The following is a 20,785-nucleotide window of genomic DNA, read 5'->3' as shown; positions in this document are numbered from 1 at the left end:
CTGTTGCGGTCCTCTTGTGAGAGGTCTGTGAGCGGTGGTACCTTCGCCGACGTCAGCGGGGAGTGTGGGCGGAAATGCAGAAAAGGCAATCTGTCGACCATGTCCAAGAAGAGTCTGACGGACCCGGACCGGGTGCGTCATTCGATTCAGAGGGATTCAGTCCGAGGTTTCTCATGCTGGGGCCGGTCCGGATAGCGGACGGCGGCGACGTCATCGCACTTCAGCCGTCGAAACCCGCCAACCTCCTCGCGGCCCTTCTTTTACATCCCAATTCCACGGTGTCCGTGGAATTCCTGCAGCGGGTGGTGTGGGGAGAGGAGCGGTCGGTCACCGCGAAATCCGCGCTCCACACCTGCGTGCAGCGGTTGCGGCAGTTGTTCGCCCGTTACGGCGTCGCGAGCCGGCTCATCGAGGCCGTCCCCGGCGGCTACCGCATCACCGCGGACGCCGCGACGCTCGACCTCATCGCCTTCCGCGATCTGCTGCGCAGCGCCGACACGGTGGCCGACCCGGAACAGGAGCTGCGCACCCTGCGGGCGGCGCTCGCCCTGTGGCAGGGGCCGCTGCTGGCCAACATCCACTCCGAGATCCTGCAGCGCGAGGTCGTGCCGCGGCTCACGGAGGAGCGACTGCGCGCCATGGAGCGGGTCTTCGACCTCGAAGTGGCCCTCGGGCGCAGCCGCCAGGTGCTCGCCGAGCTGTGGCCCGCCGCCCGCTCCCACCCCGCCCACGAGCCCTTCTGGGTGCAGCTCGTGGCAGCCCTGCACCACACGGGGCGGCGCGCCGACGCGCTGCGCGAGTACGGAGTGGTGAAGAGCTACCTGCGTACCGAGCTCGGCGTCGACCCGGGTCCCGCGCTGCAGCGGCTGGAGCTCGCGGTGCTGCGCGGCGACGAGCTGACGGCCGGGGCGCCCGCTGGCCGCGCCCTCCCGATGTCCCGTGCCAATGGTCGAGACCATTTCCCGGCTCGTCCCGATTCCGGCGCCAAGGCCGGTCACGCGGGAAAGTCCTTTCTGGCCGGGGGTGCGGCGCAGGTCCTCGAAACACTCGTCGGCGCCGGGCTGCTGGAAGAGGGCCCCGAAGGCCAGTACCGAATGCACGACTCGCTGCGCATCCTCGCCAGGGGTGCGCTGGAAATGCGTTCCGATGCCACCGGCCCCGATATGTCCCCCGGTACGACCTGAACGGTTCCCCGGCGGTTCACCCGACCGTCCCGGGAATCCGTGTGTCCCCTCACCGCGCCCTGCAAGGGAGTAATTCGGCATGACCGCTGCGTACGAGGAAGTCGCGCACTCGTATCCCCGTATCCGTCGTGATGTGCTTTTCACCGAGACGCCCGCGGGCGTGGTATTCCACAATGCCCACGGAGGATTCAATCTCCAGGGCAGATCGGCCTACCGGTTCGCGTCGCTGATCGTGCCCCACCTCGACGGGACGCACCGCGTCGAGGAGATGTGCGCCGGCCTCGGCGACCAGCAGCGGGCCATGGTCGGCGAGCTGGTCGGCGCCCTGTACGGACGGGGCTTCGCGCGTGACGTGACGCCCGGCAGCGACGGCCTGGACCGGCTCGACCCCGAGGTCGCGCGGCGCTTCGCGCCCCAGATCGACTACATCGACCACTATGTGGGCGAAGCGGGCGGCCGGTTCCGCCGCTTCCGCGACACCCGGGTCGCCGTGCTCGGTGACGACCCCGTCGCCCAGTGGTGCGCGCTGAGCCTCGTCCGCAACGGCTGCACGGCGATCGCCCTCCCCCTGACCACGGGTGACGACCCGTTCGCCGACGTCCTCGACGAGGCGCGCGCCCTGGAGGCCGAGGGGTGCCCGGTCGAGATCGTCCGCCGGGACTTCGGCACCGGCGCCGACGCCGGATGGACGGACCTCGCCGGGTACGGCGTGGTCGTCACCACGGGCGGCCCGCGCACCGTGCTCGGACTCCTGGAGGCGGGCGTCCCCGAGGGCGTACGGCTGCTGCCCGCCTGGACGTTCGGCGGCCAGGCGGTCACCGGCCCCGTCATGACCTCGGCCACGGCGGGCTGCTGGGCGTGCGCGGCACTGCGCCTGGGTGCCAACGGCGAACCCGGGGCGGCGGCCGACCTGTGGAGCGGTGCGAGCCTGGGCGAGAGCGGACGGTCCGCCACGGCCGGTGTGTCCGGTCCGCCCGCGGCGATGCTCGGCAACCTCCTCGCGTACGAGGTGTTCCGGCAGATCACCGGGGTCCTCGCGCCGGAGACCGAGGGCCGCGTCGTCCTCCAGGACCTCGACTCCCTCGACGTCGTCACCGAGCCGCTGCTGCCGCACCCGCGCTGCCCGTTCTGCCGGGACGTCGAGGGTGGCGAGGACGGTGTCGCAGAACCCGCGGCCGCCGTCCTGGACCTGAGCAACGGTCAGGAGGAGGAGCCGGGCGAGGTGACTCCCGAGGCGGACGCCGACGCCGCGATGGCCGCGCTGGACGCCCGGTCGGTGCTGACCCACCCCCGGGCGGGCGTGCTGGCCGCCTTCGCCGACGACGCGTGGGAGCAGACGCCGCTCAAGGTCGGCACGGTGCGGCTCGGCATAGGCCACCGCGGGCCGCGCGAGATCACCGCCTTCGACGTGCACCACGTCGCCGGGGCCCGGCTGCGCGCCCTGCACCGGGCCGCCGAGACCTACGCCGAGCACGTCGTGCCGCCGGCCGGCGTCGTGCGCGGCGCCGCCCTGCAGACCGCCCGGGAGAAGTGGCCGCTGCTCGCCCCGGACACCCTGGACGTGGCCTCCGGCACGGGCGCCGGCACCGCGCGGGTCCGCTCCTGGCTGCCCGCGACGTCGCTGACCTCGGGGCGTACCGCCCTGGTCCCGGCCGGTGCGGTGCGCACCTTCGGCGCCGACAACCACGACCGGACGTTCCTGCCCACGTCCGCCGGTTCCGCGGCCGCCGCGTCCCCGTCCGCGGCCGCGACGCTCGGCCTGTACTCGGCGCTGTCGCTGCACGCCCTCACGCTCGCGCTGCGCGGCCGAACGGCGGTCACCCTGCTCCCGGCCGGCTGGGAGGGCGAGGACCGCGAACTGGTCTTCCTGCGTCGCTCGGCCGTGAACCTGGGCCTGGCCGCCGAACTCCTGGACCTCGGCGGTCCCGAGGCGCCCGCCGCGGCCATGCTCGCCCGCGCGGAGGACCCGCACACCGGGCGGACGTTCTGGGCCATCGGCGCCGGAGCCGCCCGCCGCCGGGCCGCCGTCACCGCGCTGCGCGACCTCCTCGGGCAGGTCCAACTGGGCCGCGAGACCGGCCTCGCCGCACACCCGGACACCGGCGACCCGCTGCTGGGCGACCTCGACCCGATGACGCTGGCCGTCACCGGGGAGGACGTGGCCGAGCACGAGCGGGCCCCGCGCACCGACATGCCGTCCCGGCTCGCCGCCCACGGCCTGGACGCCCTGGTCGTACCCACCGGTTCTGCCGACCTGCGGGCCGGCGGCGTCCACGTCGCCCGCGTCCTGCTCGCCCACGGGGCCGTGGATGCGTAGCGACGCAGGGGTCGCGCCGGGCGCGGAGTCCGTGCCGGGCCCCGAGGCCGCGTCCGGCTCGCAGGCGGTGTCGGGTGCGGCGACCGCTGTGACCGCTCTGACCGCGGCGGGCGCTGAGGGTGCGTCGGGTGCGGAGGGACCGTCGGCCGCTGGGGTTGCGTCGGGCCGCCGGCTTCTCCCGGACCCGCAGGTCGCATCGGGTTCGCCGGCTGTGCCGGTTCGGCAGGCTGCGCTCGGCGCGGAGGCCGCTTCCGTTCCTCGGTCCGTGCCGGGCAGGGAGCCCCTGCCGGGCTCCGAGGCTTCGCCCAGTCGGCCGGGCACGTCGGGTGCGGAGGGCGTGCCGGGCGCTGGGGACGCGTCAGGTGAGCAGGATCTGCCCGACGCTCAGGGCGCGTTGGGCGGTCAGGCCGTGTCGGGCTCGCGGGGCGTATCGGGTCCGGGGACTGCGCCGGACCCCGAGGTCGTGCCGGGTGCGGAGTCCCTGCCGGGCTCCCAGGCTGCCCCGGGTCGGCCGGTCATGTCGGGCGTGGAGGCCGCGTCCGGCTCGCAAGCGGTGTCGGGCTCGGCTACCGCGCCGGGATCGCGGGCCGTCCCGAGCCCCGAGGCCGGGACGGTTCCGCAGTCCGTGCTTGGTGGGCAGGCGGTTCCGGGCGCGGAGTCGGCGTCGGGGTTGGGGACTGCCTCCGGCTCGCAGGGCGTGCCGGGCTCCCAGGCCGTGGCGGGTCGGCGGGCCGTGCCGGGTGCGGAATCCGCAACTGGCCCGCAGGGCGTGCCGGGCCCGGACGGGTCGCCCGGCGCCGTAGGCGTCGAGGCGTTGCTCGCCCGCAGCCTGCGCCGCCACCCCGGTGGCGGCGAGGTGCGCGTCGCTGTGCTCGGTCTGCGTGACGAGCAGGCCGCGACCACCGGGCCCGCCGACGACGCGCATGCCGAGGGGGCCACGCCCGTCCACCTCTACGGGCATCACGCACTCGTCGGCCCGGGCCCCGCCCCCGCGGCGGACGCGCCGTGCCCGCGCTGCCTGGCGCGCCGCTGGCAGGCCGTGCGCCCCGGCACGTTGCGCGACGCCCTCGAACTGGGCTCCGGCACCCGGGAGACGGGGGAGTGGCCCTTCACCACCGCCTTCGCGGTCGACGCGGTCGCCGCCCTCGCCGCGGCGGCAGGCGAACGCGCCTCGGGGGACGGCAGGTTCGGGGACGTCCACCTCCTCGACCTGGAGAGCCTTCAGGTCAACCGGGCCGTCCTCGTGCCCGACGCGGAGTGCCCGCACTGCGACCGCCGCGTCACCGACACCGCCGAGGCGGCCACGGTCACCGTACGCAGCGTTCCCAAGGCGGACCCGGCGGGTTTCCGCGCCCGGCACATCGACGACTACGACCTCCCGCTGGAGGCCTTCGTCAACCCGGTCACCGGCATGCTCGGCCCGTCCGTCGCCCCGGACCTCACCTCGGCGTCGACCGCCTCGACGGTCGGCTCCTTCACCCTGCGCTCGGGCAGCTACCTGCGCGAGTCCTACTGGGGCGGACACACCGGCAGTTACGGACGCAGCGTCCGCGTCGGCCTGCTGGAGGGCATGGAGCGCTTCGCCGGGATGCGCGCCCGCGGCAAGCGCACCGCCGTCGTCGCGTCGCTGAGCGACCTCGGTGACGACGCGCTGGACCCCCGCACCTGCGGCGTGTACTCCGACGCCTTCTACCGGCACCAGGACCTCGTCCGGCCCTTCGACCCGGACCGGCCCCACCCCTGGGTGTGGGGGTACTCGCTGCGCGACCGGCGGCCGCTGCTCGTCCCCGAAGTCCTCGCGTACTACCACGCACCCGGGGGACTGGAGAACCGCTTCGTCCAGGAGAGCTCCAACGGCTGCGCCTCGGGCGGCAGTCCGGAGGAGGCCGTCCTGTTCGGGCTGATGGAGGCCGTCGAGCGCGACGCCTTCCTGATCGCCTGGTACGCCGGCCTCCCGCTGCCCGAGATCGACCCCGCCACCAGCACCCGGCCCGCGACCCGGCACATGGTCGAGCGGCTGGCGATGTACGGCTACCGGGCCCGCTTCTTCGACACCCGGATCACCTTCCCGGTCCCGGTCGTCACCGCCGTCGCGCAGCGCATCGACGGCGGCCCGGGCACCCTGTGCTTCGGCGCGGGCGCGTCCTGGGATCCCGAGGCGGCCCTGGCCGCCGGACTCGCCGAGATCGCCACCGACGCCGTCAAGCTCCAGCGGCGCACCGAACGCGACCGGGACCGGCTGGAGGCGATGGCGGCCGACTTCGGTTCCGTCCACGTCCTGCACGACCACCCGCTGCTGTACGGGCTGCCCGGCATGGCGCGGCACGCGGCCTTCCTGCTGGACAGGGAGGACGGCCCCGCACGGCCGCTGCTCCCCGTCGCCGGCCTCGGCACCGGCCGTCCGCCCGCCGCCGACCTGCGCGACGACCTCGACGCCGCCGTGGGGGCCGTCACCGCGCACGGCTTCGACGTCGTCGTGGTCGACCAGACGATGCCCGAGCAGCGCGACGCGGGGCTGCACACGGCCGCCGTCCTGGTTCCCGGACTGATCCCCATCGACTTCGGCTGGCACCGCCAGCGCGCGCTGCACATGCCCCGGCTGCGTACCGCCCCGCGCGCCGCCGGACTCACCGGCCACGACCTGCGCGACGAGGACCTCAACCTCGCCCCGCACCCCTTCCCGTGAACGACCGCCCACCCACCGCAGCGGACGCCGCAGCAGACAGAGAGGAACGGACATGGGGGAGACCCATGAGTACGCGACCGCGGTGATGCGGCGCGGCCGGGTCGCGATGGAGCCCGCCGACTTCGTGCCCGACTGGGCGGACCGTCCCCGGAAGGAGAAGTTCTACCCCGAGGCCGAACGCTTCCCGCTGCCCGACGGGGACTTCCCCGAGGACGCCGGCGTCGGCCGCGGCCTGTCCCTGCCGCACGGTGACGCCCCCTTCACCCTGCCGCTGCTCGGCGGCATGCTCCGCGACTCCTACGGGCTGGTCGGCCGCCGCCTCGCCGTGCAGGCCAACACCGACCTGGGCACGCTGCCGATGTACACGCAGGCCAACTGGTCGCGCGGCACGGCCTCGGGCGGCGGTCTGTACCCCGTGGGCGTGCACTGGGTCTCCGGTCCCTCGGGCCCGCTGACGCCGGGCGTCCACCACTACTCGCCGCAGCACCACGCCGTGCAGCGGCTGCTGACCGGGGACGTGACCGGCGAGGTCCGTGCGGCGGTCGGCGACGCCGGACTGCACCGGGACGCGGACCAGTTCCTCGTCCTCGGCGTGAAGTTCTGGCAGAACGCGTTCAAGTACAACAGCTTCAGCTACCACGTCGTGACGATGGACCTCGGCGCGCTGCTGCAGACCTGGAGCATGTGGGCGCACGCCCGCGGCCTGCGGATCGACCCCGTCCTGTGGTTCGACGAGCCGCGCCTGGGCCGGCTGCTCGGCGCGGACGCGGACGACGAGGGCGTCTTCGCGGTCGTGCCGCTGCGATGGGAGGGCGCCGCCCCAGCCCCGGACAGGGCGCCGGCCGCTTCCCGCACCTCCGGTGTCCACCGCACCGAGCAGGAGCGCTCCCGCCGTGTCATCGCCTTCGACACCGTGCGCACGGTGCACCGCGCCACCACCGCGCACGCCGCGGAACGCCCCGCGCCCGGCGCCCTGGAGAGCGCCGCCGCCCCCGCGGTGCCCTCCGGCGGCGAACGGGTCGCGCTGCCGCCGGCCGCACCCATGGACCTGAGCGTGCGCCGGGCCCTGCGCTCGCGCCGCAGCAGCTTCGGGCGGTTCACCGGCCTGCGGCCGCTGTCCGCCGCCCACCTCACCGCCGCCCTGCGGGCCGCCGCGGCGGGGACGGAACTGACCACCGACGCCACTCCGCCCGGCGGGCCCCGGCTCGCCTCGCTGTACGTCTTCGTCAACCACGTCGAGGGCGTGCCCCAGGGCACCTACGCCTTCGACCCCGCCACGGACGAACTGCGCCTGATCAAGCCGGGCGCGCCCGGGCCCTTCCTGCAGGCGCACTACTTCCTCAACAACTACAACCTCGAACAGGCCGCCGCCGCCATCGTCCCCGCGATCCGCACGCACCAGGTGCTCGACGCCGTCGGCGAGCGCGGCTACCGGCTCGTCAGCGCCGCCATCGGCGCGGCCGCGCAGGCCGTCTACACCGCCGCGGCCGCCTCGGACACCGCCTGCGGCGTGGCGCTGGGCTTCGACAGCGTGGCCTTCGCCGAGGAACTGGGGCTGGCCGGGACGGGAGAACTGCCCCTGCTGCTCATGCTGGTGGGCAACGAACGTCCGCGCCCCGCCGACTTCCACTACGACCTCGCGCCGTCCCCGGTCCCGAGCGCCCCGCGCCGCACCCCGGAAGAGACCCAGGAGGACGAGGCCCGGTGACCACCTCGCTCACTTCGCCGGAGCGCGCCTCCGGCGCCGCGCCCGACTCGGCGCTCTCCCCGCGCTTCATGATGCGTCTCGCGGGTCTGCCCGTCGAGGCGGCAGAGGCGCTGCGCAGCCCCGCCGCGCGCGGCTGGGCCGACGAGGTCCTGGCCGAGGAGGCCCGTCTGCGGGAGCTCGGCGCGCGCCTGAGCGACCCGCTCGCCGCGGTCGTCGACGGCAACGAGGATGACGGCATGCGCCGGGAGGTGCTGCGCCTGCGCCGCGCCGTGTTCAACAACCGGCTCCCGCAGGACGTGCCCGCCGCTCTCGACCTCGCCGCGCGCCTCGAAGGCCCCGCGGGCCACGACCTCGCCACCTGGCTGCACGAGCGCCGGCACCTGGCGGAACTGCACGCCCGGGGACCGGGGTTGCTGGAGGAGGAGTTCGGCCGCGGCCGGGCGTCGCTGCGCGAACTCGCCGACTCCGAGCAGTTGCGCCTGGGCCTGCTGCTCGCCTCCCCGACGCTCGACGGGCAGCTCGACGCGTACATCCGGGGCGACGCGTCCGCGTCCGGCAAGCGCGGCCGCAAGATCGAGCGGTCGCTGCTCGCCTACCTGTACCGCACGGCCTGCAAGACCAGCCCCTTCAGCACCTTCACCGGGGTCGCACTCGGCGCGTTCCGGCCGGACGCCGCCCCGGCGGGCGCCGTCGAGGTGACCGAGAGCTGGTCCGGGCACGCCCGCCTCAACGTCGTCGTCCTGCGCCGCATCGCCGAGGCCGTGGCCGCGGACCCCGAGCGGCGCGGCGACCTGCTCGTCGGCCCGGCCTCGGGCTGGGAACTGGACGACGAACGGGTGCGCTTCGTCCGGCGGTCGGTGACCGCGGGCGACGACAGCGCCCCCGTCAGCTTCGACGCCGCCCGCGACCGGCTGTTCTTCCTGCGCCGCAGCGGCGCGCTCGAGGGGCTGCTCGGCCTGCTGCGCGAGCGGCCCGGGCTGCGCCACCGGGACCTCACGTCGTGGCTGACCGCCGAGCGCGACGCCAGTCAGGAGGACGCGGAACGCTACCTGTCGGCGCTGCTGCAACTGGGCATGGTGCAGCTCGACGGCCTCTACCCGGATGTGCACGGCCCCGATCCGGTCCGTGCGTTCCAGGCCGCGCTGCGCGAGGTCGGCCGCCCCTGGGCGCTGGACGTCGCGGCGCGCCTGGACGGTGTGGCCGCGGCCGTCGACGCGTACGCCACCGCGCCGCTCGCCCGCCGCCGCGAGCTGCTGGCCGGCCTCAAGCGCGATCTGCCCGCGCTCGTGGAGTCCCTCGGCGCCTCCGGCACGACCCTGCCGCAGACCCTGGTCTACGAGGACGCGCGGGTCAGCGCGGAGACCGTCGCCGCCGACCCGCGCACCTGGACGGACCTGGCCGCCGGCCCCCTGCGGTCGCTGGCGCGCATCCTGCCGGCCTTCGACGTGTCCCTGGCGCAGCGGCTCACGTTCAAGGGCTTCTTCCTGGCCCGCTACGGGGTCGGCGGCCGCTGCGACGACCTGCTGCGCCTCGTCCACGACTTCCACGAGGACCTGTTCGAGCAGTATCTGCTGTTCACCTCGCAGCGCGGGCCCCACGACCCCGCCGAGGGCCACGCCCCCGAGGAGAACTGGCTCGGCCTGCCGCAGATCGCGGCACTCGACAAGGCCCGCGCCGCCTTCGTGCGCCGCATGCGCGAGCTGTGGCGGGACCTGCCGCGGGGCGCGGAGGAACTGCGGCTGGACGAGGCGTTCGTGGCGGAGGTCGCCGGCGAACTCGTCCCGCTCGCCGAGGGCTTCGCCGCGCAGAGCCACTTCCTCCAGCTCGCCGCCCGGGAGGAGGACCCCCTGGTCGTCCTCAACGGCTCGTACGGTGGCCTGTGCTTCCCCTTCACGCGCTTCACCCACTGCTTCGACACCGCGGGTGACGACCCCGGACTGTCGGCGGCGCTCCTGGCCGACCTGCGCGCGGCGCAGCCGGAGGGCGCGGTCTTCGCGGAGATCACCGCGGGCTCGGCGACCACGAACCTCAATCTCCACGGTCGCATGACGGACTATCAGATCCTGTGTCCCGGTGAGACCGGCTCGGCCCCGCCCGAGCAGCGCATCCATCTGGACGACCTGTACGTGGCGCACGACGCCGCCGAGGACCGCCTGGTCGTGCGGTCCCGGCGGCTCGGCAAGGAGGTCGTCCCGCTCTACCTCGGCTACCTGGTGCCCATGGTGCTCCCGGAGATCCCCCGCACCCTGCTGCTGCTCTCCCCGACCTCCAAGACCGCCCTCGACGTGTGGACCGGCGTGCCCGAGGCGCCCGCCGCCGGCGGGGTCACCGCCCGCCCCCGGGTGCGGCACGGGTCGGTCGTGCTGAGCCGCCGCAGCTGGACCGCCGACGCCGCGGCCCTGCCCGTCCGGCCCGCCGGGCAGGACGACGCCGGCTGGTTCCTGGCCTGGCAGCGCTGGCGGCGCGAACACGGCGTCCCCGCCCGGGTGTTCGCCACCGTGCGAGCGCCCCGGGGCGCCGCGGGCGGCTGGGCGGGCGGTGGCTCCAAGCCGCACTACGTCGACTTCGACAGCCCCCTGTGCCTGGTCGCCCTGGAGGGCCTGCTCAAGGAGCGCGCAGGACAGGTCGTCCTGGAGGAGATGCTCCCGGCCGAGGACGACCTCCACGTCCGCACCGCCCGCGGCCGGCACGTCGCCGAACTCGCGGTCGAGATCCTCCCCGCCGCCCCGGCACGCCCCGCACCCGACGAGGAAGGACACGGTGAGCGGTCATGACCTCACCCACCCAGACCGGTACCGCCCCCACCGAGGCCGCTCCCGGTGCGTGGCAGGCGCTGCACGTCTTCTACGCCGCGAGCCCGCGGCCGCTGCTCCTCGACTGCGTACGGCCGCTGGTCGCGGAACTGGAGTCCGAGGGGCTGCTGTCGGGGTACTTCTTCATCAACTACTGGCTCCAGGGACCGCACGTCCGCCTGCGCCTGAAGCCCTCGTCGCCGGACGTCGCCGAGGAGGTCGGCGAGCGCGCGCTGCGGGCCGTGCGGGGATTCCTCGCCACCCGCCCGGCCCTGTACGAGGTCAAGGCCGGCTTCCTCGCCGACCTGTACAACCAGCTGTTCGAGCTGGAGTACCCGCGGGAGCAGCGCGACCGGCTGGTCGGCCCGGACGGGCGGATGCTCCTGCGGGACAACAACTCCGTCAGCGTCGAGCCCTACGAGCCGGAGTACGGCAAGTACGGCGGCCCGGCCGGCGTCGCGCTCGCCGAATGGCACTTCCAGCGCTCCAGCGACCTGGTCATCGAGGCCCTGCGCACGATGAACCTGCACGTGCGCACCGTCCTGCTGGGCACCGCCGCCCAGCTGATGATGGTCATGTCGGCCTCCTTCCTGGACGACGACGAGCAGCTGGCGCACTTCCTGGAGCGCTACCACGCCTTCTGGGACGGCGCCTTCTCCGCGACCGAGTTCACCGCGCGCAAGGGCTACGACCGCGCCTTCGGCGACATGGGCGCCGAACTGGGCCGCCGGTTCGCCGGGATCCGGTCCGCCATCGCCGCCGGCGCCGAGGACGAACTGCCCGGCTTCCTGCGCGGCTGGGCGCGGCACTGCCGTGAACTGGCGGGCCGGGTACGGGAGCTGGCGGCCGCCGGCGAGCTGGTCTTCCGGTCCTGGAGCGGCGACGAGGAGTTCGCGGTCACCGAGCCCGGCCGGGCCCTGGCGATGCTCATGTCGCCGTACATGCACATGACCAACAACCGGCTCTCGGTGACCATCCGCGACGAGGCGTTCCTCGCCTACGTCCTCGCCCGCGCCCTGCGCGAGGGCACCGGCGCCCCCGAGGGGGAGCGGTGACCGCCCCACCCTCCCTGCTCGCGCTGCGCCCGCGGCGCAGACCCGACCTGCTGATCGGGCCGTCCGTGCTGCGCGGCACGACCCCCGTCCACCCCCTCAAGGACCCGGTCGGCGGCCGCCGTTTCGAACTGCGGCCCAAGGAGTTCTTCGTCCTGTCCCGGCTCGACGGCGAACAGACCCTCGGCGCCATCGGCGACGCCTACGCCCGCGAGTTCGGCGCCCGCCTGGACGACGTCCGCTGGCAGCAACTCCTCGCCCTCTTCGGGGCGCGCCGGCTGCTCGACGGAGGCCCCCTCCCGGAGCCGGCCGCGCCGGCCCCCGCACCCCGCGTGCAAGAGGGCAGGTCCACCCTGCTCAACGGCCACGTGCGGATGTCCTCCGACGCCGGTGCGCTCGTCGAGACACTGCACCGGCGCACCGGCTTCGCCCGCACCCCGGTCTTCCTGGGAGCGCTGCTGGCGCTGGTCCTCGGCATGCTCGTCCACTTGGCCCTGCGCCTGGGCACCCTCGTGCACGACGTGTCCCAACTGGCGCAGCGCCCCGTGCTGCTGATGGCGGTCGGCGTGGTGCTGTGGGTGAGCCTGGCCCTGCACGAGCTCGCGCACGGACTGGTCGGCCGGGCCTTCGGCGGCACGGTCGCCGAGATCGGGCTGCGCTGGCGGCTGCCGGTGACCTACCTGTACTGCCTCGTGCAGGACGTGGCGTTCTTCGCCCGGCGCCGCCACCAGATCGCCACCGCGGCGGCCGGCCCCGCGGCGAACCTCGTCTTCCTGCTGCCGTTCTGGCCGCTGTGGGTGTGGGCGCCCGACGACGGCCCCACCCACTACGCCCTCGGCGGGACGCTGCTGCTCGGTGTCGCGGTGGCGCTGGCCAACCTCGTCCCGCTGCCCCCGCTGGACGGCTACAAGCTGCTCGGCTACGCCGTCGGCATCGGCCAACTGGCCGCCGGCAGCCGCACCTTCCTCGGCCGGGCGGTGGCCGGCCGGTTCGGCCGAGGGCCGGGCGCGCGCGCCTATCCGCGCCGGGCCCGCGCGGTCTACACGCTGTACGGGCTGCTGGCCGGAATCCTCACCACGGGGACGGCCGTCGCCGTCCTGGCCGGCGCCGGCTGGTGGCTGGCCGACCGGTACGGTGCCCTGGCCGGCGCGGCCCCCGTCCTGCTCCTTGTGGCCGCCGTCGTGCTCCGGCGGCTCGGCCTGGCCGCCCGTGCCAGGCGCACCGCGCACACCCCCCAGGACGGAGAGCGGACGGCGCCGGACGCCGTGCCCTCTCCCGGCACCACCCCTTCCGGCCCGCCGCGCGCCCCGCGCGAACGGTCCGGCGACGACCCCCACACAGCAAGGGAACGGCAGATGACGGCAGTGGACACGGCCCCCGAGGCCGTGGTGATCGACGACGTGCGCAAACGCTACGGCCCGGTCCAGGCCGTGGACGGGGTGTCGTTCACCGTGCACCGCGGCGAGTTCTTCGGGATCCTCGGGCCCAACGGCGCGGGCAAGACCACCCTCATCGAGATGGTCGAGGGACTGCGCCGGGCCGACAGCGGCGACGTCGCCGTCCTCGGCTCCTCACCGTGGCCGCGCAACACCGCGCTGCTGAGCCGCATGGGCGTCCAGACGCAGGCGTCCGCGTTCTTCACCCGGCTGACCACCCTGGAGCACCTGGAGACCGTCGCCGTGCTCTACGGACTCGGCCCCGAGGCCGCCGTCCGCGCCCTGGACCTCGTGGGCCTGTCCGCGCAGCCCCGTACCCGCGTCGACAACCTCTCCGGCGGTCAGCGGCAGCGGCTGGCCATCGCCACCGCACTCGTCCACGACCCCGAGCTCATCATGCTGGACGAGCCCACCGCCGCCCTCGACCCCGAGGCCCGCCGCTCGCTGTGGAACGTGCTCCGCGAACTGAAGCGCGAGGGACGCACCATCGTCCACACCACGCACCACCTGGACGAGGCCGAGGCCCTCTGCGACCGCGTCGCGATCATGTCCGCGGGCAAGGTCATCGCGCTCGACACCCCCGCCAACCTGGTCCGCTCCCTCAAGGCCCCGACGCGGGTCCTGGTCCCCGCCGACCGCATCACGGTCGAACGCGCCCGCGCCATCAAGGGCGTGGACCGCGTCGAGGTCGAGGGCGGCGAGGTCGTCATGGAGACCCGGGTGGCCGGCCAGGTCATCGTCGCCGTGAACGACATCGCGGGCCCGGACGCGGTGCAGACCCGCACCGCGACCCTCGAGGACGCCTACCTCGCCCTGACCGGATCGGAGCACTGACCGTGAGCGCGTACGCAGCACTGACCAGGGCCAACTACCGCGCCTACGTCAGGGACCAGACCACCGTCTTCTTCACCTTCGCCTTCCCGCTGCTCTTCCTCGTCGTCTTCGGGCTGATCTTCAAGGGCCAGACCGTCGAGGACGGCGGCCCCCCGTACATCAACTACATCGCGCCCGGCGTGCTGTCCTGGGGCGTCGGCAACGCCGCCATGTTCGGCGTGGCGTTCACGATGATGCACTGGCGCCGTGACGACATCCTCCGGCTGATCTGGCGCACGCCCACCTCGCTGCCGTCCGTGCTGGCCTCCCGCTACGCCATCGCCATCGGCGTCGGCCTGGTGCAGGCCACGCTGTTCATCGGTGTCGCCCTGCTGCCGCTGTTCGGTCTCGAGCTCGCCCCCAGCTGGCCGCTGGTGATCCCGGTGCTGATCCTCGGCATCACCGCGTTCATGGCGCTGGGACTCGTCGTCGGCAGCCTCGCCAACACGCCCGAGGCCGTCGCCGCGATCGCCAACTGCATCATGGTGCCGATGGCGTTCCTGTCCGGGTCGTTCTACCCCAGCGACCTGATGCCGGGCTGGCTGCGGGACATCGCGCTCGCCCTGCCGCTGCGCTACTTCAACGACGGCGTGCTCGGCGTGCTCTCGCAGACCCACCACGGCAGCGCCTCCGACCTCGCCGTCTCCTGCGCCGGACTCGTCGGCTTCGCCGCCCTGTTCGCGCTGGTCGCGGCCCGGACCTTCCGCTGGAGCAACCGGGGATGACCGCCGAACCCACCGCGCCCGCGCCGCCCCCCGTGGCCGGGACACCCACCGACGCCGCGGCCGACGCCCTGCGGGACGCCCTGGCCGCCCGCCATGTCACGACGGCCCCGGACGTGGTGCCGCTCGGCGCCGTCGACACCCTCAACCCCGGCCGCGACCCCCACGCGGACCGCCGGGCGGGCGCCCGCGTCCACCTCGCCCACGACGCCGTCCTGATCGGCCCGTTCGGCGGCGCCGATCCCGCCGAGGACGCCTGCGGCCAGTGCCTGGCGATGCGCTGGCAGCGCCTGCGCACCCGCTCCGAGCGCGAGGCCTGGGAGACCGGCACCTCCGCGAGCGCCGCGGGACCGTGGCCGGTGCTGCCGGAGTACGTCGTCGACGCCGTCGCGTCCCTGTACGCCGCCGGGCTCGCGCGCCGCGCCGACGGGCCGCTGCCCCGCGTCGTCCGGCTCGACCTGGCCACCCTCCAGGTCGCCACCGTGCCGCTGCTGCGCGAGCCGCTCTGCCCGCGGTGCGCCCCGGCCGACGGGGCGGCGACCGCGCCGATGGGGACCGTACCCCGGCCCAAGCCCTCGCCCGACGCCTACCGGCTGCGCTCCCCGCGCTCGTACGAACTGCCCGCCCAGGCCCTCGCCAACCCGGTCTGCGGTGTGCTCGGCGCCGCCACCTGGACCGACGTGAAGTCCCCGACCACCGCCCCGGTCGCCGGCAGCGTCTTCATGCGCGGCTACGCGGGACTGACCGACGTCACCTGGAGCGGACAGGCCAACTCCTTCCGGGCCAGCCGCGACCTGGCCTTCCTGGAAGGGCTGGAACGCTACGCGGGCACCCACCGCCGGCGCCGCGCGCCCCTGCTGACCGCCGCCTGGGACACCCTCGGGGACCGCGCCCTCGACCCGCGCGACTGCGGCCTGTACGCCCCCGGGACCTACCGCGACGACCCCCTGCTCAGCCCCTTCGCCCCGGACCGGCCGATCCCGTGGGTGGAGGGCTGGTCGCTGCGCGACGCACGCCCCGTCCTCGTCCCCGCCCGCCTGGTGCACTACAGCGCGGGCCTGGCCGCAGACAACTTCGTCTTCGAGTGCTCCAACGGCTGCGCCATCGGCAGCTGCACGGAGGAGGCGGTCCTCTTCGGCCTGCTCGAACTCATCGAGCGCGACGCCTTTCTGCTCGGCTGGTACGGCAACGCGCCCCTGACCGAGATCGACCTGGGCTCCCTCGCCCGCGGCACGACCCGCGCCATGGTCGACCGGGCCGCGCTCCAGGGCTACGACGTGCATGTCTTCGACAACCGCGTCGACCTTCCGGTGCCCGTCGCCACCGGTCTCGCGGTCCGCCGCGACGGCGGTCCCGGCACCCTGGCGTTCGCCGCGGGTGCCGCCTTCGACCCCGAGACGGCCGTGGAGTCCGCCGTCTCCGAGATCCTCACCTACATCCCGCACCTGCCCGGCCAGGTCCGCGAGCGCCCGGACGAACTGGCCGCCATGGCCGATGACTTCGGCCTCGTGCGACGGCTGCCCGACCATGCGGCGCTGTTCGGGCTGCCCCGGATGGCCGAGTACGCCGCGAGCTACCTCGAACCGGCCGCGGTACGGCCGCTGCAGGAATTGCACGCCGATTGGGAGCAGGTGCGCCCGCGCACCGGCGACCTCCGCGACGACCTCGCGCTCTGCCGGGACCTGCTCGCCGGGGCGGGCTTCGACGTCATCGCCGTCGACCAGACCACACCCGAACAGGAGCGCATGGGCCTGCGGACGGTGTGCACCCTGGTCCCCGGCCTGCTGCCGATCGACTTCGGCTGGTCCCGGCAACGTGCCCTGCACATGCCCCGGTTGCGTTCGGCCTTCCGCCGGGCGGGGCTGCGGGAGACCGACCTGTCCGACGCCGAACTGCGCCGGGTCCCGCACCCGTTCCCCTGACGACCGGGCTCGGCCGGCGCGCACGCCGAAGCCCCCTGCCCGGCGGTGCGAACCGCCGGACAGGGGGCCGAGGGCCGGGTCAGGCCGTGCAGCTGGTGGTGCTGGTGGTGCTGCTGCAGGTGCTGGTGCTGCTGCAGCTGGTGGACGAGCCCAGCATGACCTCGCTGGCGTCGGAGTAGTCGGTGATCTCGAAGGTCTCGGACTCGAGCTCCAGGATCTCGTCGGCAAGCGACGCGAGGGACTTCGGCTGCGGCGACATGGTGGTCCTCCTCAACGTGAACGTGGCGAGAGTGGCCCAGGCCCGGGTGGATCGAGCGGAACACCCGTGCGCTGTACCGGAGTCAGTTCTACCGACGCCCGCTGGCAGATGGCCCACGTCCCGCTGTCACCTCGCTGTCAGCCCCCTTCCGCCCCCTCAGCCCGCTTTCCGCACGCAAGGACAAGGAGCCCCGGCGTGAAGCCCACAGCCCCCGCCGCCACCGCGGTCCTCGACGGCCTGCCCGGTGTCCTGCGCCCGGCCGTCGAGGACCATCTCGACCTCCACCGCCACCCCGAGCTCTCCGGCGCCGAGGAGCGCACGGCGGCCCGTGTCGCCGGCCGTCTGACCGCTGCCGGTTACCGGACCACCGGCGGCGTGGGCGGGCACGGCGTCGTCGGCCTGCTGGACAACGGCCCCGGGCCCGTGGTCATGCTCCGCGCCGAACTGGACGCGCTGCCCGTGCGGGAGACCACCGGCCTTGCGTGGGCCAGCGAGCGCGACGGCGTCATGCACGCCTGCGGCCACGACCTGCACCTCGCCTGCCTGACGGGGACGGCCGACCTGCTGGCGGGCGCGGCGGACCACTGGTCGGGCACGCTCATGGTCGTCGGCCAGCCCGCCGAGGAGACCCTGAGCGGCGCCCGCGCCCTGCTGGAGGACGGCCTCTACGAGCGGTTCGCCACCCCCGACGTCGTCCTCGCCCAGCACACCGCGCCCCTGCCCGCCGGGATGGTCGCGCACGCCCACGCGCACGGGCCGGTGCTGGCCGGCAGCCGCCTGCTCGAAGTGGTCGTCCACGGCTCGGGCGGGCACGCGGCCGCCCCGCATCTGTCGGTGGACCCGGTCGTCGCCGCCGCGGCGATCGTGCTGCGGCTGCAGACCGTGGTGTCGCGGGAGACCGCCCCGGCCGAGCAGGTAGTGCTCACCGTCGGCTCCCTGCACGCCGGTGTCCGGGGCAACGTCGTCCCGGACCGGGCCACGCTGGAGGTCTCGGTGCGGGCGTTCACCGATGCCGCTCTGGACCGCGTGGAGGCCGCCGTGCGGCGCATCGCCGCCGCCGAGTGCGCGGCCTCGCGGTGCCCGCGCGAGCCGTCGGTCGTGGTGCTGGCGCAGTCACCGCCCACCGTCCCGGACGCCGGGGCCGCGGAGACGGTGCGCCGCGCCCACGAACAGGCCCTCGGGGAACGGCGCGTGGCGCTCTGGCCCGCGTCGACGGCGACCGAGGACTTCCCGCTGTTCGGCCCCGCCGGGGCGCACCTGCACGGCGCGGGCGGCATCCGGACCGCCTACTGGATGTTCGGCTGCACCGGCCCCCGCCAGTGGGCCGCGACCCCCGGGGGCGCCGCCGCCGAGAAGATGGCGGCCCTGCCCCCCAACCACGCCCCGGACTTCCGCACCGATCCGCGCCTGGCCGTCCCGGCGGGCATCACCGCCCTGACGGCGGCCGCCCTGGCGTTCCTCGGGCCGGGGGCGGGGGTCACGCCGTGCTGATCGTTTTCTGCTCGACGTACTGGCCGAGGCCCGCGGCACCGAACTCGCGGCCGATGCCGCTGGTCTTGTAGCCGCCGAACGGCCCGTCGAAGCCGCCGAAGCCGCCGTTGACGGAGAACGTCCCGGTGCGGATGCGCCGCGCCACCGCGAGCCCGCGCTCGGTGTCGGCCGTCCACACGCCGCCGCTCAGGCCGTACAGGGAGTCGTTGGCGATGCGCACCGCGTCGTCCTCGTCGTCGAAGGGGATGACGACCAGCACCGGGCCGAAGATCTCCTCCTGGGCGATGCGCATGGAGTTGTCCACGTCCGCGAAGAGCGTGGGCCGCACGTAGTAGCCCTCCTCCAGGCCCTCCGGCATCCCCGGGCCGCCGGTCACCAGGCGGGCGCCCTCCTCGATCCCGAGGTCGATGTAGGACCGCACGCGCGCCTGCTGGTCGGCGCGGACCATCGGGCCGAGGTAGGTGGCCGGGTCGGACGGGTCGCCGACGGTGATGCCCTCCATCATCGACGCCACCGCCGCGACGACCTCCTCGTACCGCGAGCGCGGGGCGAGGATGCGGGTGTGGGCGATGCAGGCCTCGCCGTTGTTGCCGAGCGACGCCGACTTCAGGCCCTCGGCCACCGCGGCCAGGTCCGCGTCCTCCAGGACGACGGCCGCGGACTTGCCGCCCAGCTCCAGGCTGACGCGCTTGAGCTGCTCCCCGGCGACGGAGGCGATCCGCCGGCCCGCCGCGGTGGACCCGGTGAACGCGATCTTGTCGACGCCGGGGTGGGCGACCAGGTACGCGCTGGTCTCGCGTCCCGCGGGCAGGATGCTCAGGACGCCCTCGGGCAGCCCGGCCTCCGCGAACAGCTCGCCGAGGACCAGGGCGTCCACCGCGGTCTCGGGCGCGGCCTTGAGGATCACCGTGCAGCCCGCGAGCAGGGCCGGGACGACCTTCGCCAGGGCCGACTGGTGCGGGGCGTTCCACGGGATCACCGCGGCGACGACGCCGACCGCCTCGCGCCGCACGAGGGTGCGGCCGGAGCCGGCGGAGGGCAGCTCCTCCTCCCAGCCGAACCCTTCCGAGGCCCGCAGGTAGGCGGCGGTCTGCTCGGCGATCCCGCCGTTGTGCAGCCAGTGGGTGAACCACAGGGGCGAGCCGTTCTCGGCGGTGACGAGCGCGGCCAGCTCCTCGCCGCGCGCGGTGTGCAGCTCGTCGAAGCGGCTGATCACGGCGCGGCGCTCGGCGGGCGTCGTCAGCGGCCAGGGCCCGTGGTCGAAGGCCTCGCGGGCGGCGGCGACGGCTTGGTCGACGTCGGCGGGGACGGCCTCGGGGACGACGCCGACCAGCCGCCGGTCGTGGGGCGAGCGGACCTCGATGGTGCCGGGGCCGGCGGGGGCGACCCAGCGTCCGCCGATGAACAGACGGTCGAAGGAGGTGACGGAGGGAGCGACGGAGGGGGTGACGGTCACGGGGGTTCTCTCCTGAGGGCGGGCAGGGTGCCGCGTCCCGGGACAAAGGGACGCTGGCCTCTTATGCGTTCCACGTTAACAGGCCACTGGACCGTTAATAAGGGTCCGGCGGTCCGTTAGGCTGTAACGGTGGCCACACCGGCCGCGGGACACCCGAGGCACCCGAGAGAGGGACCGCAACCGTGAGTCAGGCACAGGACGCCGCCGCGTTCCAGCGCGCCCGCCGCCCCGAACAGCGCGAGCAGCGCCGCGAGGCGATCCTCGACGCCGCCGCGGGGCTGCTCCGCGAGATGCCCGCGGCCGAGGTCAGCCTGCGCGAGCTCAGCCGTCGCGTCGGACTCTCCAAGTCCAACGTCGTGCGCTACTTCGAGACCCGCGAGGCGGTCTTCCTCGAACTCCTCGACCGCTCCATCGGCGACTGGATCGAGGCCCTGGAGGACGAACTGCCGCCCGTGCCGGGGCCGGACGGGCCGGCCGTCGCGGCCCGCGCGCTCGCCGGGGCCTGGGCGGACTCGCTGGGCCGCCGGCCGCTGCTGTGCGAGCTGTGGAGCATCCTGGCGGCGGTGCTGGAGCGCAACGTCTCCGTGGAGTCCGTCCGCGCGTTCAAGCTCCGTGAGGCGGACCACCGCGCCCGGCTGGCCCGCATGGCAGCCGACCGCCTTCCCGACCTGGGCGAGGCCGCCGCGATGGAACTGACCCGGATCTCCGTGGTGCTGACCGCGGGGCTGTGGCCGTTCGCCAACCCCTCGCCCGCCGTCGTCGAGGCCACCGGGGACCCCTGCCTCGCCGATGCCCGCGTCAACTTCGCCGAGTCGCTCGGCACCATGCTGCACGCGGCGCTCGCGGGGCTCCTGTGCGGGCGCACGACGCCCTGACCGGCAGGCCGG

Annotated in this window: 13 protein-coding genes; 11 read left to right on the top strand and 2 right to left on the bottom strand. The window is 74.7% G+C overall.

Features of this window, described 5'->3' with window-relative positions:
- Positions 1-173 precede the first annotated feature (173 nt).
- From ACFYXS_RS20910 to ACFYXS_RS20870, 9 genes are all read left to right on the top strand, one after another.
- Positions 174-1,184: a BTAD domain-containing putative transcriptional regulator gene (locus ACFYXS_RS20910; RefSeq protein WP_389250226.1), complete on the top strand. Its 1,011-nt coding sequence runs from the start codon at positions 174-176 to the stop codon at positions 1,182-1,184.
- A gap of 79 nt (positions 1,185-1,263) precedes the next feature.
- Positions 1,264-3,501, top strand: a complete 2,238-nt coding sequence (locus ACFYXS_RS20905) for a TOMM precursor leader peptide-binding protein (protein WP_389250224.1) — start codon at positions 1,264-1,266, stop codon at positions 3,499-3,501.
- Positions 3,502-4,270: 769 nt separating this feature from the next.
- The gene (locus tag ACFYXS_RS20900; RefSeq protein WP_389250222.1) at positions 4,271-6,187 is read left to right on the top strand and encodes a TOMM precursor leader peptide-binding protein; all 1,917 of its coding nucleotides are present in this window, start codon (positions 4,271-4,273) and stop codon (positions 6,185-6,187) included.
- 52 nt (positions 6,188-6,239) lie between these two features.
- On the top strand, positions 6,240-7,895 hold the full coding sequence (locus ACFYXS_RS20895; protein WP_389250220.1) for a nitroreductase family protein: 1,656 nt from the start codon (positions 6,240-6,242) through the stop codon (positions 7,893-7,895).
- Between the two features lie 68 nt (positions 7,896-7,963).
- On the top strand, positions 7,964-10,669 hold the full coding sequence (locus ACFYXS_RS20890) for a lantibiotic dehydratase (protein ID WP_389250832.1): 2,706 nt from the start codon (positions 7,964-7,966) through the stop codon (positions 10,667-10,669).
- Complete coding sequence (locus ACFYXS_RS20885) at positions 10,666-11,742, top strand: lantibiotic dehydratase C-terminal domain-containing protein (protein ID WP_389250218.1); 1,077 nt, start codon at positions 10,666-10,668, stop codon at positions 11,740-11,742. Before ACFYXS_RS20890 ends, ACFYXS_RS20885 begins: the two co-directional genes overlap by 4 nt.
- Positions 11,743-13,094: 1,352 nt before the next feature.
- The gene (locus ACFYXS_RS20880) at positions 13,095-14,009 is read left to right on the top strand and encodes an ABC transporter ATP-binding protein (protein ID WP_389250830.1); all 915 of its coding nucleotides are present in this window, start codon (positions 13,095-13,097) and stop codon (positions 14,007-14,009) included.
- Positions 14,010-14,011: 2 nt separating this feature from the next.
- Complete coding sequence (locus ACFYXS_RS20875) at positions 14,012-14,773, top strand: ABC transporter permease (protein ID WP_389250216.1); 762 nt, start codon at positions 14,012-14,014, stop codon at positions 14,771-14,773.
- The gene (locus tag ACFYXS_RS20870; protein WP_389250214.1) at positions 14,770-16,692 is read left to right on the top strand and encodes a TOMM precursor leader peptide-binding protein; all 1,923 of its coding nucleotides are present in this window, start codon (positions 14,770-14,772) and stop codon (positions 16,690-16,692) included. The genes ACFYXS_RS20875 and ACFYXS_RS20870 overlap by 4 nt, the downstream gene beginning before the upstream one ends.
- Before the next feature lie 79 nt (positions 16,693-16,771).
- On the opposite strand, the gene ACFYXS_RS20865 is transcribed toward ACFYXS_RS20870, so the two are convergent.
- Complete coding sequence (locus tag ACFYXS_RS20865; protein WP_319659509.1) at positions 16,772-16,951, bottom strand: thiazolylpeptide-type bacteriocin; 180 nt, start codon at positions 16,949-16,951, stop codon at positions 16,772-16,774.
- Between the two features lie 195 nt (positions 16,952-17,146).
- Here ACFYXS_RS20865 and ACFYXS_RS20860 point away from each other — a divergent pair, with 195 nt between their 5' ends.
- A complete protein-coding gene (locus ACFYXS_RS20860) occupies positions 17,147-18,442 on the top strand; it encodes an amidohydrolase (protein WP_389250212.1) in 1,296 nt (431 codons plus the stop codon).
- Here ACFYXS_RS20860 and ACFYXS_RS20855 read toward each other — a convergent pair.
- A complete protein-coding gene (locus tag ACFYXS_RS20855; protein WP_389250210.1) occupies positions 18,429-19,898 on the bottom strand; it encodes an aldehyde dehydrogenase in 1,470 nt (489 codons plus the stop codon). The two genes, ACFYXS_RS20860 and ACFYXS_RS20855, sit on opposite strands and share 14 nt — an antisense overlap.
- 182 nt (positions 19,899-20,080) lie before the next feature.
- Between ACFYXS_RS20855 and ACFYXS_RS20850 the strand changes: the two genes are divergently transcribed.
- Positions 20,081-20,773: a TetR family transcriptional regulator gene (locus tag ACFYXS_RS20850; protein ID WP_389250208.1), complete on the top strand. Its 693-nt coding sequence runs from the start codon at positions 20,081-20,083 to the stop codon at positions 20,771-20,773.
- Positions 20,774-20,785: the final 12 nt, after the last annotated feature.

The sequence above is a fragment of the Streptomyces sp. NPDC002574 genome, assembly GCF_042889545.1.
In the GTDB taxonomy this organism is placed as follows: Bacteria; Actinomycetota; Actinomycetes; order Streptomycetales; family Streptomycetaceae; genus Actinacidiphila.
This window is presented reverse-complemented; position numbering and strand designations above follow the sequence as displayed.